The 17,672-nt window shown below is 41.6% G+C and carries 11 protein-coding genes; 7 read left to right on the plus strand and 4 right to left on the minus strand.

Annotation, left to right across the window (positions count from 1 at the left end):
* Positions 1 to 25 precede the first annotated feature (25 nt).
* The 4 genes from WKR92_RS06435 to WKR92_RS06450 all read left to right on the plus strand — a co-directional run bounded on the left by WKR92_RS06435 (position 26) and on the right by WKR92_RS06450 (position 6,712).
* Positions 26 to 2,818 carry a TonB-dependent receptor gene (locus tag WKR92_RS06435; protein WP_375556999.1) on the plus strand — a complete coding sequence of 931 codons (2,793 nt, stop codon included), beginning with the start codon at positions 26 to 28 and terminating at the stop codon, positions 2,816 to 2,818.
* A gap of 27 nt (positions 2,819 to 2,845) precedes the next feature.
* Complete coding sequence (locus WKR92_RS06440) at positions 2,846 to 4,045, plus strand: DUF4876 domain-containing protein (RefSeq protein ID WP_375557000.1); 1,200 nt, start codon at positions 2,846 to 2,848, stop codon at positions 4,043 to 4,045.
* An 88-nt stretch (positions 4,046 to 4,133) separates the two neighbouring features.
* Positions 4,134 to 5,573 (plus strand): DUF6850 family outer membrane beta-barrel protein, encoded by a 1,440-nt coding sequence (locus tag WKR92_RS06445; RefSeq protein WP_375557001.1) that lies wholly within the window; start codon positions 4,134 to 4,136, stop codon positions 5,571 to 5,573.
* A gap of 17 nt (positions 5,574 to 5,590) precedes the next feature.
* Positions 5,591 to 6,712, plus strand: a complete 1,122-nt coding sequence (locus tag WKR92_RS06450; RefSeq protein WP_375557002.1) for a cytochrome-c peroxidase — start codon at positions 5,591 to 5,593, stop codon at positions 6,710 to 6,712.
* 174 nt (positions 6,713 to 6,886) lie between these two features.
* On the opposite strand, the gene WKR92_RS06455 is transcribed toward WKR92_RS06450, so the two are convergent.
* A complete protein-coding gene (locus tag WKR92_RS06455; RefSeq protein ID WP_375557003.1) occupies positions 6,887 to 7,912 on the minus strand; it encodes a nucleoid-associated protein in 1,026 nt (341 codons plus the stop codon).
* Entirely contained in the window at positions 7,912 to 9,315 is a 1,404-nt protein-coding gene (locus WKR92_RS06460) for a sugar MFS transporter (RefSeq protein ID WP_375557004.1), read from the minus strand. The genes WKR92_RS06455 and WKR92_RS06460 overlap by 1 nt, the downstream gene beginning before the upstream one ends.
* Before the next feature lie 188 nt (positions 9,316 to 9,503).
* Between WKR92_RS06460 and WKR92_RS06465 the strand changes: the two genes are divergently transcribed.
* Genes WKR92_RS06465 through WKR92_RS06475 form a run of 3 tightly spaced genes read left to right on the plus strand, consistent with a single transcriptional unit; the run spans position 9,504 to position 12,873 of the window.
* On the plus strand, positions 9,504 to 9,872 hold the full coding sequence (locus tag WKR92_RS06465) for a PadR family transcriptional regulator (RefSeq protein WP_375557962.1): 369 nt from the start codon (positions 9,504 to 9,506) through the stop codon (positions 9,870 to 9,872).
* 8 nt (positions 9,873 to 9,880) lie between these two features.
* The gene (locus WKR92_RS06470) at positions 9,881 to 11,530 is read left to right on the plus strand and encodes a PspC domain-containing protein (protein WP_375557005.1); all 1,650 of its coding nucleotides are present in this window, start codon (positions 9,881 to 9,883) and stop codon (positions 11,528 to 11,530) included.
* Positions 11,530 to 12,873, plus strand: a complete 1,344-nt coding sequence (locus WKR92_RS06475) for a UDP-N-acetylmuramoyl-tripeptide--D-alanyl-D-alanine ligase (protein ID WP_375557006.1) — start codon at positions 11,530 to 11,532, stop codon at positions 12,871 to 12,873. The genes WKR92_RS06470 and WKR92_RS06475 overlap by 1 nt, the downstream gene beginning before the upstream one ends.
* A gap of 60 nt (positions 12,874 to 12,933) precedes the next feature.
* Here the strand turns inward: WKR92_RS06475 and WKR92_RS06480 are convergent, their stop codons facing one another.
* Positions 12,934 to 14,433, minus strand: coding sequence for a RagB/SusD family nutrient uptake outer membrane protein (locus tag WKR92_RS06480; protein WP_375557007.1), 1,500 nt, complete (start codon positions 14,431 to 14,433; stop codon positions 12,934 to 12,936).
* An 18-nt stretch (positions 14,434 to 14,451) separates the two neighbouring features.
* Positions 14,452 to 17,559, minus strand: coding sequence for a SusC/RagA family TonB-linked outer membrane protein (locus WKR92_RS06485; protein ID WP_375557008.1), 3,108 nt, complete (start codon positions 17,557 to 17,559; stop codon positions 14,452 to 14,454).
* Between the last annotated feature and the right edge of the window lie 113 nt (positions 17,560 to 17,672).

The following is a 17,672-nucleotide window of genomic DNA, read 5'->3' on the forward strand; positions in this document are numbered from 1 at the left end:
TCTAAATAAGAACACCTGCTGCACAGTGAAAAGAAGGTACGGAAAATCAGTTATTTGGCTATGGTCAGCTATTATCGGCACTTGCTTCTCGTTGAATATCGTGTTTGCACAATATCCCTCATTCAATGTTCAGGGAAAGATATTAAATAGTCGTATCAATGAGCCAATCTCATTCTTAGTAATTACAGCAAACAGCCAATCAGCAGAGTACCGGGCGATAAGCGATGAAAAGGGTGGGTTTTTACTGGAAAACTTACCGGCCGGCTCCTATATGCTAAGTATCTCTTCTATACACTTCCAACCCAAAGATATTCAACTTGCTCTCAATAAAGACACAACAATAAATATCACGCTCGAACCCGCACAGCGTGTTCTTGACGACGTTTACATCACAGCCTCCGAATCTAAAGGCTTGACGAGTTCTTCAACGATCGACCGGAAAGCAATGGAGCACCTTCAGCCTTCCAGCTTCACCGATATATTGGAACTACTGCCCGGTGGGAGGGCGATTGATCCTAAACTGACGACCATGAATCAAATCCGGCTCAGGGAAGTTGAAGAGGCTAGCGCGGGATATGATATCAGTTCGCTCGGAACAGCGTTCTATATAGACGGCAGCCCCATTAATACAACTGCCAATATGCAAACAACCAGAGGATTTACCACCACAGATCCCCACGGGTCCCGTAATTCAACAAACAAGGGTGTCGATATGCGATCCATTCCTACTGACCAAATCGAGTCGGTTGAAATTGTCAGAGGGATTCCCAGCGTAGAATATGGAGACTTGACCAGCGGATTAGTTAAAATTACCCGTAAGAAAGGGAATACCCCTTATTCTGTTCGAATGAAGGCCGACGGTTTCAGTAAATTAATGGCAGCGGGAAAAGGTTTCTATTTCCCAGAAAAAAACCTATCGTTAAACGCAGATATCGACTTTTTAGATTCCAAATCGGATCCTCGTGACAATTATGAAAATTTTAAACGCTTAAGCGGATCTATCCGTACAGAAAAGTTGTGGGAAACCAACCAAGGTGAATTTACCTGGAACGCCTCCATTGATTATGGAACTACGATCGACAATCAACGTACCGATCCAGATAACAGTTATGCACTTACCGATAGTTACAAATCAACCTATAACCGCATCGCCCTGAGCAATCAGTTTACCTATAAATTTGCCAATAAGTCAGTTTTAAAGTCATTAAACCTGTCTACCAACTTCAGTTATCAGAACGACTTAGTTGACCTCGTGAGATGGACACAGGCCAGAACCGCCACGGTGTTGATCAATTCACTTGAGGAAGGAGCGCATGATGCAAGGTATGTAACACCAAGTTACGCTGCTGAACTTCGTGTAGATGGCAAACCCCTCAATGCCTTTGTTAAGGCAAGAGCTGATTTCGAATTCCGCACAAAACAAATAAATCATCAGTTTAAAGTCGGCGCAGAAACCAATTACAGCAAGAACAACGGTGACGGACAAGTTTATGACCTGGATTTTCCTTTAAGACAAGATCAAACTGCCCGTCCGAGAGCTTTTAATTCTATTCCCGCCATGCATAACCTCTCCTTCTTTGCCGAAGATGTCATGCATATGTATGTCGGTGACCATACCGTCAACCTATCAGCTGGGTTAAGAGGAATGGGCTTGCTGAGCATGGATAAACAATATTCTATTGCCAATAAAATACACTTGGATCCCCGGCTGAATATCAAGTGGACGCTTCCACAAATGGAAATAAATCAACAGAGACTATCCATTGGCTTAGGAGGCGGATATGGAATTCACACCAAGCTGCCAACATTAAACCATTTGTATCCAGATCCAGTGTACGAAGATATTATCCAACTTAATTTCTATCATAATAACCCCGAGTTCCGGAAAGCAAACGTAATGACTTACATTACGGACCCGACTAACTATGGCTTAGCAGCTGCCGTTAACAAGAAATGGGAAATTAATAGTGATATCAATTTTGCCGGCAACCGGTTGGCCATCACCTATTTCAATGAAAAAATGAGCTCAGGCTTCCGATCTTCATCACGATACCGTGTGCTAGATTATAAAGATTATGACAATACATCTATTGATGCCGGCAATCTAACGCAAGCGCCTGAAACTAGCGATTTTGAATATGAGGAAGCCAGGGAGTTCAGAGGATATTCTGTTAATTCAAACGGTAGCGCCCTTTACAAAGAGGGTATCGAATATCAATTTACAACCAAACGTTTATCGAGTATCAATACGCGCTTTACGTTGAGCGGAGCGTGGTTTAAATCAACATACGCCAGTTCTCAACCTTCTTATCAAGTTATCACACAAAATGTAGTTACGGACGGAAAAACGCGACAATATGTGGGTATATACGAAGAAGATGCAGGAAATGTACGTCAGCAGTTTAATACGAATTTGATTGTGGACAGCTATCTGCCAAAATTGGGTCTCACACTTTCTAGCTCTGTTCAGAGCTTTTGGTTCACGAGTAGACAGCAAAACTTTAACTCAGGAAGACCAACAGCCTATATGGATATACAAGAAGAACTTCACCCGTTTACGGACGCAGAACTATCGCATCCTGACTTACAATGGTTGAATATTCCTCGTCATGAAAGTACTTTTAGAAAATACACGGTACCCATCGATATTCAGGTAAACTTAAAGGCTACGAAAGAATTTAAGAACAAAATGCGGATTTCAATGTTTGTTAACCGTCTGTTTAAATACGCTCCGAACTACGAATCATACGGCATTACCCAATATAGGCAAAATCTAACGGCTCCTTATTTTGGGATGGAGCTTAATTTTACATTATAATACTCAAATTAATAAATCACAAATCACATGAACAAATTAAAAACTATCGGATTCAGCTTCGTACTAATGACCGTCGTGTTACTACAGGCTTGTACAAAAGACAATGATCTATCCACGCAAAAAACCGACCTAAAGGTAACAATAGAAAATCCGACAGACCTCGAAGCTGTCGAGATTAAAAGTGGGACAATTTCCTTTACAGAAATTAATAGTGGGAACATCACAACCTCCAATGATTTTACAAACAACGAACTGGTGATTAGCTTACCCGAAGGTTCTTATGATATCTCTTTTGAAGGTGAGATCGAATATCAACTCGATGGGCAAACACAAACCTCGACCGTTCGCGGTTACCAAACAGGTTTGGTTCTCAGTGGACCGACCGCAATAGCTACCGTTGAGCTTTTTCTTCACAGTGAAACAGCTGGCTTCGTAATTAAAGAGATTTTCTTTACTGGAACGGGCAGCTTTGAAGGAAAAACCTACCATGGAGATAAATATTTTATTATTTATAATAACTCAGATGAAGTATTGTATGCGGACGGGTTGGTGATCGCTGAATCAACCTTCAACACGACTAGCAAAACCCAATACACACCTGACGTTATGAATGAAGCATTTACGACCGGAACAATTGTTATGATTCCTGGTGAAGGGGAAGAATATCCGATTCAGCCGGGAGAGTCTTTTACAGTCGCTAATAATGCTATTAACCACCTCGAACTAAATCCGAACTCACTTGACTTAACTAGCGCTGAGTTTGAACTTGAAATGCTAACTACTATCAATGCAGATAACCCACAGGTCGAAGACTTAATTAACATTTTTGGTCCTATGACTATGCATGATCGAGGTCATAAAAGTTATGTTTTAGCGCGATTTGAAACCAGTACCGAAGAATTCCTGGCAAATAACAAATATACCTATGAGTACTTAAGTAACTCGGGCATACCAATGGATAGAGATGCTTATAAGTTACCTAATGACTGGGTTATCGATGCTGTAAATCTAAGTGTCCAAACAACCTTCGAGTGGCTTGTTACCTCACCTTCTTTAGACATGGGGTGGACTTATTGCGCAGTAGTGAATAGCGATGATGACCGCTACGGTAAAAGCGTTATTCGTAGGGTGTTAACCACGACGCCAGACGGACGCGAAATATTAAAAGACACCAATAATTCTACAGAAGACTTTGAAGCAGGGGTGAAGCCATCATTAATGAATTAAGTTCTAAGTGCATTTTTCAAATAATATAATTGCATTAGTATTCGCATTATTCCTGAGCATAGGGACTCTCTATGCTCAGGATAGTACGATGTCATCAGTCATCGAGGAAAATAACTCTCCGTTCACTACATTTCAAAAAGAGTATTATTCAAGTCCGTCCCTTGAATCTTTCGAAAGAAAGAACAGCTTTACTCAAATTGGCGCAAGCTACTTTTATAGTGACCAGGATCTTTTCATCAAACAAAAGGGAAGTGGACAGCAAGGGTTCCGTGTTGACGCTCAATCTTACCTTAAAAATAGTCCGTCAACTACTTTATGGGGAAATGCCTATTATTCAAACAAGAATGTAAAACAAGTTAATTATAACGAAAGCAATGACTTTGATTTAGTTTACCCCTATGTTATGGCAGATACCGTCGGCGGTGAATTATCCTCAGAAAGCTATTTCTTTTCCGGTGGTCTAAGCAAACAACTTGGTGCTTTCGAATACGGTCTTCAAATAAGTTTCCGAGGTGTACAAGCCTACCGCGATCGTGATCCGAGACCTAAAAACATAAGCTCAGATATCAAAGCCACACTTTCCATCGCTACTAGTTTATTGAAAGATTATAAGGCATCAGCCGACCTCAACCTTAGGAAATATGATCAGGAGAACACACTCGACTTTGTCAGTGAGCTGGGAGCCCCGTTAATTTATCATGATGCCGGGCTAGGTGTTTATAATAAAGTCTTAGCTGGCAGTCGGAATCTAGCATATTACAGAGGTTACACCATTGGTGGGCAGTTGAATTTAATCCCATCCAATGGGAATGGCTTTGTTGCTCAAATCGGGTACCATAAGTTCAGCTTTGACAAAGATCTCGCTGGCGTCGCCGATGCAGTAGGGCAAGTTAACGATCAGCAGATCAATGCTCTTCTAGGTTATTTACAGACAACTGATGAACACAACTTATCTATTAAACTAATTGGCATTCATAAGAATAGAAACGGTACCGAGGCTAAATTTGATAATAGAAATAGCAATCATTTTTTACAAATGGTATCCGAAGATATCCGTTATCGGAACACGCGCAACCAGCTACGGCTCGAAGCGTTATACGGACGCAAAACAGCTGACTTCGACTTCTATATTCAAGGAAAGGTTCAATATTTTGAAGACAATCAGAATTATGTGAGCCCCGACCGAACGATGGATTATCAGAATTTATTAGTAGGCTTAAACATTACGGGTGTTAAACCACTCAAGAAAGCAGTACTGAGCACTCAGTTAGGCGCGCAGAAGCTTCAGAATATTGATGCCAATTACTTTTGGAGTGATGTGAATTGGGAATCTGGAATATATGATATGCTAACCAGTAACTTTCAGTATGTATCGTCCTCGAGTTTCCAAGTACTGGGCAAGCTACGTGTCGATTATTCGCTCCCTAAAGACCTCAATTTTTTTGTACAAGCCTCTGGGAACTATACCAACTTCACCGATTCTTATCAAGGTAATCAATTCATTATCTCTACAGGCTTTATTTTTTAATTTCTATTTTTGTTATCATGAACAGGTATCTTCTTCTGCTGCTCTCAATCGGAGTTTTTATTGTTACAACGGCCTTTCTAGCAGAACGGCAAGAGGAGAACTTACGCGCTCTTTATAGCAAACCGGTAAGCGAATGGCCGAAGCCCTTTATCGACCCGGGCGTAGATTGGGAAGAGTTTGAAGCATTGGACAAAAGAGATAATAGCTATTTTCGGATCATAGCACAGCCAAAGGTTCATTTGGGTAAAATTCTCTTTTTCGACCCGATGCTATCCGGTTCCAACCAAATATCCTGTAGCAGCTGCCATGACCCACAAATGTCATGGGCAGACAAGCGCTCGGTTGCTTTGGGTAATGATCATCTAGAAGGTAATAGAAATACGCTATCGCTTTTAAATGTCGCATCTCGTGAGACGTTCTTTTGGGACGGCAGAGCTAGCAGCTTAGAAGATCAAGCCAAAGAACCTATCGTTGCTCATCACGAAATGGCGATGAACCCTGAGGAGCTTGGAGAGAAGCTCGGTGCTATCAAAGGTTATCAAGACATGTTTAAAGAAGCTTATGGTGATGAAGAGGTAACCTACGATCGTATCCTTGAGTCCTTAGCCGAATTTCAGAAAACAATTACAAGCCGTCAAAGCCGCTTCGACGATTTTTTGAATGGCGACTACGACGCGATGACCGATCAAGAGATTAAAGGAATGCATTTATTCCGTAATAAAGCACGTTGCATGAACTGTCACAACGGTAAGTTCTTAACCGATGAGGATTTTCATAATATTGGGTTGACTTATTACAAACGAAAATATGAAGATTTGGGTCGTTACAACATCACCAAAAACCCGGAAGATGTTGGTAAATTCAGAACCCCATCCCTTAGAAATGTTATGCATAATTCTCCATGGATGCATAATGGTCTTTTCAACAATATTACGGGGATTATCAATATGTACAATAGTGGGATGCACATGATCGACCCAGATTCCGCAGAAAAAGCGGCTGATCCTCTTTATCCGGTTACCGACCCCTTGATGCAACCGTTGAACCTTACGAAAGAAGAAATACAAGCTCTTGTGGCTTTTATGGATGCCATCACCGCCACTCAATATCATATGCGGCGACCGGAGCTTCCAAGGTAGAGCTGTTGTAAGCTTGTATTACGTATTTACCTATCAGTTATCTATTAACTCCCAATTGCATCCGTATATTAGTGGGTAAACGGAGATTTATTAACAAAGCTCTAAGGGGTATCCACGCGGCTACGTAAACCAAGTTATTGTCCGTTCTAGTTGTTTATAAAGGACAACACCGCCTTAGCTTTCTTCTTCGTAATAGATTTTGTAGTACTTCCTACCATTGTCATCAACCCCGCGTTCAATCAAATCTCTGTTACCGTGGATATAAACATGAAAGTTCTTGTCGAGTTTTAACACGCTCTTGAAAACACGCTGTTGCTTTTTCACAGCTTGAGCAGATATCTGAAAGTTGTCGTCCATCTCAAGCTCATGCTCTTGCTTGTAACGTTCGTCATAACGACGGAAAGAATCAATTACACTAGCGTCGTTGAAGACCGATTCTTCAAACTCATCTTTAACAAAAGTTTCATTCTTTTTGAAATAATCTACCGATCGGTTCAGTAAGTCAATCTGATCAGCTTTTGACACTTCAAAATCGTTCCCTATCTGTTCCGTGATGTAATTTTTGGTGATGGTTAAAAAATCAGTTGTGTTGTTGACGAAGTCATTCTTAGATCGGTGCTTGATGAATTCGTTCTGCCAATAGTCGGTCGACTTGCTATTATTATCCAGAATCAACAAGGTAAAAGGCTCCTCAGTAAACAAGATCAGACAGGCTTTGTCTGGCTTCCGCGAACTAAGTCCCTTGCGGCGGTCGATTACTGAACGTCGATCAACGACATTAGTCTCCAAGAAATTTTCCTTTTCCTCAAACTTATAGATACCAAGAGCCTGAACGTAGTTTCCGTTCAACTCCACACCATCAAACTCTGCCACGAAGAGGTCGCCATCATTGATGTTTGCATGCTTCGAAGCAGAAATCAAGTGCTGGGCGATCGATTTTGAAGACTCGATAAAGTCGCCTCCGTTTAAAATCGATTTCGCAAGTCCAAAGAGCACATTATATTCGATATTCACCTCATGCGTAAACTCGTACGTACTAGCATGATTCAAGAAGGGATTCAGAAGCAACTTTTTTAAGATGATTTCGCTATCCTCATCTCCCTGCGGCCATAATTGATTGCTCAGCACTGAGCGACTTTCTTCCGATCCTATCTTATGTACAACAAATTTCTTGAGGGTTGTTTCATCCACCTTAATCATTACAGCTCGGCTTTAGAAGCGCCTTTCAAGTTCTTTAAACAATAAAAGCCGTAGAACGCGATGTAAGCATAGCAGAACATAGGCAAGATAAATGAAAACCGTACGCCAAAGGCATCAGCAAGTCCGCCTTGGATTAGAGGGATAAGAGCGCCCCCCAAGATACCCATAACTAATAATGAGGAACCCTGACTGGTATGCTTACCTAGCCCAGTAATGGACAGAGTAAAGATATTGGACCACATAATGGAATTGAACAAACCAATACCCAGTAAACACCACATAGCAACTACACCTGAACTTACCAAGGTCAATACCAACAAGATAATATTTACGATACTGAATAAAGCGAGTGTACGAGACGAAACTGCTTTCCCCAGAGCAAATGCGACCAGATTCAAAGCAACAAAGATTAAGAAAATACTGAAGTCAGCGAAAGGAATGTCTACAATAGCGAAGATGAGCAACACAACGGCGATAGCAGCAAACACCATATACATGGCACGTTTAACAGCAGTAAGTTTATTGTTCAAAGAAATAGCTCCAAGGAAACGCCCTATCATCGCACCACCCCAATAAAGTGCTAAGTAGTTTTTGGCAACACTTTCATTGAAACCCATTACCTCATCTAAGCTGAGGAAACTGATGATTAAACTACCGATGGCAACTTCCGCGCCCACGTAAAAGAAGATACCGAAAATCCCCATTTTAAGTTGCGGAAAAGCCAATGCACCAAGTCCTCTCATGGAAGGATCATCGTTTTTAAACTCCGGTAACTTGACGAAATAGATGAATAACGCTAATAGTATAAAGATAGCTGCGAAGATCAGATAGGGTATTTTGGTCGCTTCAGCAGTCATTTCACCACCCTTGCCAAAAAATTCGAATATCAGATAGCCCCCTAAGATTGGCGCGATGGTAGTACCCAAGGAATTAAACGCTTGAGCCAAATTTAGTCGGCTGGATGAACTTTCCTCGGAACCAAGGATCGCAACATAAGGATTGGCCGATATCTGCAAAAGAGTAAAACCAAGTCCCAATGTAAAGAGTGCAAGCAGAAACATATTATAAACCAGCAGCTCTTCTGCCGGGTAGAACAGAAAACAGCCCAAAGCAGACAAGAGAAGCCCAATGAGTATACCACCCTTATACCCTATCTTGTTTATAGGGTCGCCATAGAAATAAGAAAGGAGAAAGTAAATTAAGGACCCGATAAAATATGCACCAAAAAAAGCGAATTGAACTAACATAGATTGCAAGTATGTTAGTTGAAACAGCTCCTTTAAATGAGGGATTAGAATATCATTCATGCAGGTGATAAAACCCCACATAAAAAATAAAGAGATTAAGGTTGAAAGAGCAAAAGAATAATTGGGTCTTTGTGCTTCGTTATAATTGTTTTCCATTTTGTTTTATTAGCTAACATCAAATATTAAAATAATTTCTGTATTAAGCGTATTTATTCTGATAAATATAGAAAAGATGAAAAAATATGAAAATTATTTAGCTGAAAATCAGATGATTATATAAATTATGCGGCATTGCATGTAACTATGCATTGCATACTACCGTCTTAAACATATATCTTTGTAATATGATTGCTGAAAATACACAAACACAAATGAGAAAGGGAATCTTGGAATATTGCATTCTCTCAATAATCTCGCAGGGCGAGATCTATGCCTCAGATATTCTAAGCGAGTTAAAAAAGGCTCGCTTACTGGTGGTGGAGGGGACGCTGTACCCACTACTAACTCGTCTGAAAAACAACGGCCTGCTGAGTTATAACTGGCGGGAATCTACGTCTGGTCCGCCAAGGAAATATTATGAAATCACTTCAACAGGCCTCGATGTACTCAATAAACTGGACAAAACCTGGGAAGAACTGGTTTTTGCAGTAGACACTGCGATGGAACACAGGCGAAATAATTCACAGTCAGACAAACCTATAACAGATCAATAACAGAAATCATGAATAAAACGATTATAATCAACATTAACGGCATCATTTTCCATATTGAAGAGGATGCTTATGAGGTTCTACAGACCTATATGACCAGTGTAAAGAAACACTTTGGTTACTCCACAGATAGCAATGAAATTGTCAGTGACATTGAAAACAGAATTGCTGAGATGTTTAACGAGCGAATTACCCCACAAAAGGCTGTTATTACAATGGACGATGTGAACGAAGTAACCGCTCAAATGGGCCGTATTAGTGACTTTGAAGATTTTGATGAAAAGGGAGAAGAATACGCAGCTGACTATCAAGACTACTCCTATGACTCCGAGAGACGGGGTTTGTTCCGAGACCCAGACGATAAAATACTTGGAGGCGTATGTTCAGGCTTGGGACATTATTTTGAAATCGAGGCTAAATGGATTCGACTGATTCTGATCCTTCTGTTTTTGTTTGCCGGTACCGGACTTTTGCTGTATATCATCTTATGGATTTTGATGCCTATCGCCAGAACTCGAGCCGATAAGATGTCGATGCGAGGTGAGGCGGCAAATATTCACAATTTCAAAAGAAATTTTGATGAAGAAATGGAGGGTATCCGCCGAAATTTTACCGAGGCCGGTCAAAGAATAAGCCCCGGCCTTAAAAAAACGGCTCAGAGAACCGGTATGGTTTTGGGACAAGGCGTTAGTTTGGTTGTCAAAATTATTGGCGTATTGGTCATTATCACTTCGGCAATTGGCTTGGTGGCTGGTTTTATTGCCTTGTCCGTCTTTTTAGGAGTATCAAATGGCGGCTATTTTGGTGATGATTTCGCACCGGCACTTCTCGTAGATCCGGCATACTATCAACCTTTAGTTTGGGCAAGTTTCATCGCCGCTGCGATCCCTTTGCTGGCCCTAATTCTCTTGTCAGTCAGAATGATTTCGTCGATTAAAATAAGCAAATATCTGGGCTACTCTTTACTAATTCTATGGATCATATCCATCGGTTTCGTTATTTACTATAGCACATTGATATCGGTAGACCATTCGTTTGACGGGAAAGTAGTAGAAACTGAAACTCTCCAAGCTGACAGTGTATATTTTCTGACTATGAACGATGTAACTGCAGTTGCCAAACAGTCAGAGCCTAATACGCGAGTAAGAAGAAGAGTTATTGATATAACGGACGGCGAATGGTCTAAGCAGATCAGGCCGCGGATTTACATTAACAAATTGACTTTTGGCGACACGGCTACAATTACTAAAAACTACAGTGCTGAAGGACGCAATTTTGAAGTAGCGACGAGCAGGGCTCAACACATAAGCTATCAAGTAAAACAGGACAATCGGAAGATCATTTTTGACAGCCATGGTTCTATCGGCCAAGGAGAATTGATAAGAGACCAAGAAATCTGGGTTGAACTAAATATTCCCGTAGGCACACGCGTTATTATCGACGAAAACGTTCAACATCGCATTTATAACCTTCCAGATGACGGTGTCGATAATGATGATTTCGATAACCGCGCCTATTATCCATCTGAATGGGTTATGACGGTTAATGGTCTGCAATATGTGGCAAAAGCCACAGGTGCGCCGATTCCGCTTCCTAGCGATTCAACGACCTCCCCAAATGATACAATAGCGACCCCTATCGATACGTTAATTAAAAATTAGTGCTTACTTTTACTGAACCATTAGATGGGTTAAAAAGAAGAAGCATGCAGATAGCCGATATTTATAAGATTTATTTAAACCATCCACAGATATCTACGGATACAAGAAAGATTGAGTCTGGCTCAATCTTTCTTGCGTTAAAAGGGGCGAATTTCAATGGAAATGAATTTGCTGAGAAGGCGTTAGGACTCGGCGCAGCTTATGCCATTGTCGACGACGCAAAATACAAAACCAATGAGCGAATGATTTTAGTTCCGGATGCCTTAACAACCTTGCAGGAACTGGCGAGATTTCATCGCGATCAGTTAAACATCCCGGTGATTGGAATTACGGGGACAAATGGGAAGACCACAACCAAAGAACTAATATACAGTGTATTAAAAGAAAAATTTCACGTCTTTGCAACGCAGGGGAACCTAAACAATCATATCGGTGTACCACTGTCCATACTGTCGATAGGCAAGGATATTGAGGTTGCCGTTGTCGAGATGGGAGCAAATCATATTGGTGAAATTGCTTTCTTATGCTCAATAGCCAAACCCGATTATGGGTTAATAACGAATGTGGGCAGAGCGCACCTGGAAGGCTTTGGGAGCTATGAGGGTGTTAAAAAGGCGAAGGGCGAACTGTATAGTTGGCTAAGCAGCCATAACGGAACGCTTTTTATCCAACAGAATAATGAAGAGTTAATGGACATGGCTGGTGGGTTAAGCTTTAAAGAGCGGATTGGCTACGGTTTCTCAAAAGAAGCGATGGTTTCAGGCCATTTGGTTGAAAACAATCCGTTTTTGCGACTGAAATGGAAATCTAGAGGTATTGAAAATCTGGCATCAACCCAATTAACCGGCGCATATAACACAGAAAATATTCTTGCAGCTGTCTGCATTGGTACCTTCTTTGGCCTGACCGAAGAAGAAATCAATAGGGGTGTCAGCAGCTATCAGCCAATGAATAACCGCTCTCAGGTTCTTAATACAGATCGCAATACACTAATCTGCGATTACTATAATGCGAACGTCAGCAGCATGAAAGCGGCTTTAGAAAATCTCCGGTCGATTCAGACCGATCTACCGAAAGTTGCTATTCTAGGTGATATGTTTGAGTTAGGGGACGATTCATCAAAAGAACATAAAAACCTAATTGAACTGGCGGGGGCAATCGATGGGCTGAATTGTCTTTTTATCGGATCGGCCTTTTTTGAACATAAATCAGAAGACTATTTATTTTTCAAAACCACAGACGCTGCGCGTGAATGGCTTCTCCAATCGCCGTTGAGAGGCCAACTCATCTTGTTAAAAGCTTCCCGGGGGATGGCTTTTGAACAACTGATTAGTGTATTGTAAAATGAAACGGCCTGCAGAGCAGTTTCTACAGACCGTTTGCATATAAGCCGTAACTTGCCGTTAATTGTAACCTGGATTTTGTGTCAGCTTACCATTTTTAACGATTTCGTCATAAGGGATGGGGAACAAAGCATGATGGGCCTGAACGTTTGTTGCTCCGTCTCGACTGTCATTTGCTATCCTCTGGATGGCCTCTACCAATTTACCCCAACGACTAAGATCCCATTTTCTTTGGAATTCACCGACAAACTCACGGGCGCGCTCTTTCATAATAACCTCTCGCAACTGCTCCTGATTCAATTTTCCACCTACCTCTAACAGTTCGGCTTTCGCTCTATCTTTGATCATGTTAATATGTGCAACCGCCTCGACCGTATTGCCCAGTTCATTTGATGCTTCAGCTAGAATCAGGATCACATCAGCATAACGAAGAAAGTAGAAATTCTTCTCGCTCGCCGTACGATTGGCAGTAAGATCCCAGAATTTAGGTCCAAACCACGGACGATCATCTTTAGATCCTCTGTCAAACTCTTGACCATTAAAACCCCATGCGAGAGAAACTTCCCGACGCTCATCCTGTTTCTCGTATAGATCAATCATGTATTGTGTTGGATAAAACTGCGGGTAAGACTGTAGAATAGTCGAGCCGAAATCAACCCCTGCATAGGTGCCACCAGTGGCGTCGCCCGTTGGGAAAAACCATGTATAAAATGAGTTAACAACAAAGTTTTGATTGGTTGCCGCGCTACGTTTATACTGGATTTCAAAAATCGACTCTTGATTATTTTTACTCTTATTATACGGATCAAACAGATCGGCATAATGCGGCAAGAGAATATACTCTCCGTCTTTTACCTGACTTGCCGTATCATACGCTTTTTGCCAATCCTCATTAAATAAATGAACTTTTGCCAGCAATGTCAAGGCAGCACCTTTTGTTGCTCTTCCAATATTACTCGCATCATAACGAGCCGGTAGAGAGGCTGCGGCTTCTTCCAGATCCTGAATCATTTGAGCGCGTACTTCAGCTAAAGGGCTGCGAGGAAGAGTAGAAATTTCCTGAATTTTCAGCTCTTCTGTCCACAAGGGAACATCGCCGAAGGTGTTACTTAATATAAAATAATATAGAGCTCTTAAAAACTTGTTTTCAGCTAGTAGCTGAGCTTTGGTCTCTTCATCTATTGAAGACGCAGAAATCCTGCTGATAACAAAATTAGCATCTTTGATAGCAGCATAGCAAACTTTCCAAACTGCATGGCTATTTGCTTCTGTGGCTGAAGAAAAATTATAATCCTGAATAGCTTCAACCGTTGCACTTCCACCCTGATTCATAAACAGATCTGTTCCTGCTAGTGTGACAGCACGAAGGCCTGTCTGATTAAATATCCCTGGCAAATGACTGTAAACCCCATTTGTGGCTTGCCGGCTCTGGGCTTCTGTTTGAAAAAAAGCGTCAGGAGCGATGATGCTTTGGGGATCTTCCGTGAGTGTCTTTTCACAGCTTACAAACACGGATATGATACAGATTAAGGGTATGAAGAAAATTTTACGTTTTAACATGATAATCATTTTTAGAAATTAGAAATTGACACTCGCTCCAATTGAAATCGTTCGACTATTTGGATATGCTCCATTATCTTTTGCACGAACCGTAGAGCTTGTTCCCGCAGAATTCACCTCAGGGTCATATCCATTGTAATCCGTTAATAAGAACAAATTGGTTCCCGACAAGAATACATTTAGCTTCCTATCAGAGCCTTTGAAGACAGACGGACTTAAATCGTAATTCAGTGTCAGTGCTTTAAGCCTTAAGAATGATGAGTTTTGCAGCAAGTAAGTACTTGGGATATTGTCTCTTGAGTTTACCGCAGGAATGTCAGAGGTAGGGTTATCCTCGGTCCACCGGTCTTTCATATAACTCATTTGATTCGTGAGGTACATGCCAACGCCCGTAAAATATTGCATGCTGTTCCACATGGTGCTACCATGCTGAAACTGCAGGAACATATCTAGTGACAAGTTCTTATATCGCAATGTATTCCCCCATCCTCCGAAGAATGGTGGATTGGGAGTACCCAGGTAATGATAATCATCGATGTTCAGCATACCATCGCGTTTATAATCATAATACTTCTGTTTGCCCGGCTGGTAGAAGTTTGAGATAGAAACATAGGTCCGCTCTTCAAGAGGCTTGGCCAGCTCTGCGTCTATTTCTTCCTGACTATGCCATACACCCGCGTATTCCAAGCCGAAATTGGCACCCACAGGAACACCCACCTGAAGGTAGTTGGTCGTTGCTCCATAACCCGTGTTATCCAAAGCCACCATAACCAAAGGTCCTAAGTCGGTGACTTCCTGATCGTTCGTACTAAGATTTAAAGACGTTGACCAACCAAAGTTTTCGTTGTTTATGACGTTTCCTCTAAGGCCAATTTCAAATCCAGAGGAAACGGTCTTTCCGATGTTTATTAGCCGACTCCCATAACCGGTTTGTGTAGGCGTCTGAACGGTCAATAGTAAATTTTTCGTATGCATGTTGTAATAATTCGTGCTAACGTCAATTCTACCATCGAATAACTGGAAGTCTAAACCAACGTTTAACTGTTTGGTGGTTTCCCAAGTGAGATCGTCATTAGCAATATTCCCCTGCTTATAACCTAAAATTGGTACACCTCCGAATATATAGGCAGTGGCGTCAGCCGACAGGGTGGGGAGGGACTGATAGTTACTAATTCCTTGGTTACCAGATAGGCCATAGCTTAAACGTAAAGAAAGGTCGTTCAGAAGGGATTCCGATATTGATAGGTTCTTGAAGAAATCCTCTTCCGCAATTCTCCACTTAACTGCAGACGAAGGGAAATAGCCCCACTTTTCATTGGCTGCAAAATTAGAGGCTCCGTCGTAACGGTTGGTAACCGTTAGGTAATATTTATTCGCATAATTGTATTGTACACGGCCTATAAAAGACAACTGCTTATTTAAAGTGTACCCTGAGCTTATGTTTCTCTGCTCTTGAGGTATACTGCCAAAGCTATTCCAGCGAACGATATCATTGGTCAGACCGCCACCCCAGACATCTACAGAGTTGCTTTCAGAGGTTTGATAGGTAAACCCGCCTAAGAAATTGAAATTATGTTCGCCGAAGGACTTATCATAAGTAAGCGTGTTTTCGCTCAAAAGGTAGTCATTGAAACCGACATCTCTTCTTGCGTTTCCGAACTCGGCACCACTAGCTACATAGGATGGCATGTAAGACGGGACATAGCGATAGAAATTACTATTCCCGAGATTGACACCCAGCGACGTTTTGAAATTCAAGCCATCAATTATTTCATATTGAGCATATACGCTACCTAATAAATCGTTATAGCTTGTATAAGCCGTTATGAGTTCCGCTGAAGCAAGTGATGTATTGACAACGCCTCCACCAAAATAAGCTATCGGATTAAAACTAGAAGGCGAACCATCTGGATTTCGTGCGGGCATTGTTGGAGGGAGCGTAATCATGGAGCTTTTCCAGCCGGCCGTTGTTCCAAGGTTCACACTTGAGCCTGGTTCCCTTTTATATCTGGCGATATTCATGTTCAGACCCATCTTTAAACGGGAACCGATGTTTTTCGTTAAGTTTAAGTTTGCTTGATAGCGTTTATAAGAAGAATTTAAAACCACGCCCTTTTGATCAACTACATTCCCTGAAACGCGATAGGTGAAATCTTCGGAACCTCCCGATAGTGCCAAATTAAAGTCAGAATACGCTCCAGTTTGGAAAATTTCCTCTTGCCAATTGGTACCTTCAGGGCCTGTGATGGCTAAAACGGAGTCTACGTTGGGGTACAATGGTTTCTGTCCTTCATCAATATAGGCTTCGTTGACGAAAGAAACGAAATCTTTTGCACCCATCATATCGACTAATTTAGGAACATCGGAAATACCATGGGTGGCTGAAAATGAAATCTGATCTCTTCCAGCTTTCCCTTTTTTGGTTGTAATGATAATCACCCCATTAGAGGCTCTTGAACCGTAAATAGCTGCTGACGATGCGTCTTTGAGAACATCGATGCTTTCGATATCCGCCGGATTGATGGTATTGAGATCACCTGCTCCTACGATTCCGTCTATAACATATAAAGGCTCATTGGATGCACTTACGGAACGACTTCCGCGTATACGGATCGTTGTACCTGCGCCAGGGGCGCCAGTGGTTGACGTTACCTGTACACCGGCGGCACGACCTTGTAACATTTGATCCACTCTTTGTACCGGTATGCCGCTTAGGTCGTCACCAGTTATAGACGATACCGCTCCGGTTAGATCTCTTTTCTTTACTTGTCCATAACCGACGACAACCACCTGCTCTAATGACGAGACTTCAGGCTCCATAACGACGACATGGCTTTCACCTTTGCTTAGTGTAACTTCTTTCGTCGTAAATCCGATAAATGTAAATTTTAGGGTTTCCTCATTGTTGGACGAGCTGATAGAAAATTGGCCCTCGGAGTCTGTAGATGAGGATAAGGCTCTGTCATTGATAGTGACATTCACCCCAGGAAGAGGTTGACCCGTCTCATCTAGAACTTTACCTCGAATTAAATCGGCCGAGTTTTGAGAAAAAGCGTAAAACGGAACGAAGACAAATAAAAGAAAGAATAAAATAACATTGCATTGAATGTTGTAATTTTTAGACATAAGTACCTAATTTGACTGAATTAAAAAATGCATAATAATTTTAATGCCTTCGTCTGTTAGCAAAACCGCCAGACTAATAAAAAGGCGACCGAAGACAGGGGCAAATAACGGGA

It is taken from the genome of Albibacterium profundi (genome assembly GCF_042159835.1).
GTDB lineage: Bacteria > Bacteroidota > Bacteroidia > Sphingobacteriales > Sphingobacteriaceae > Albibacterium > Albibacterium profundi.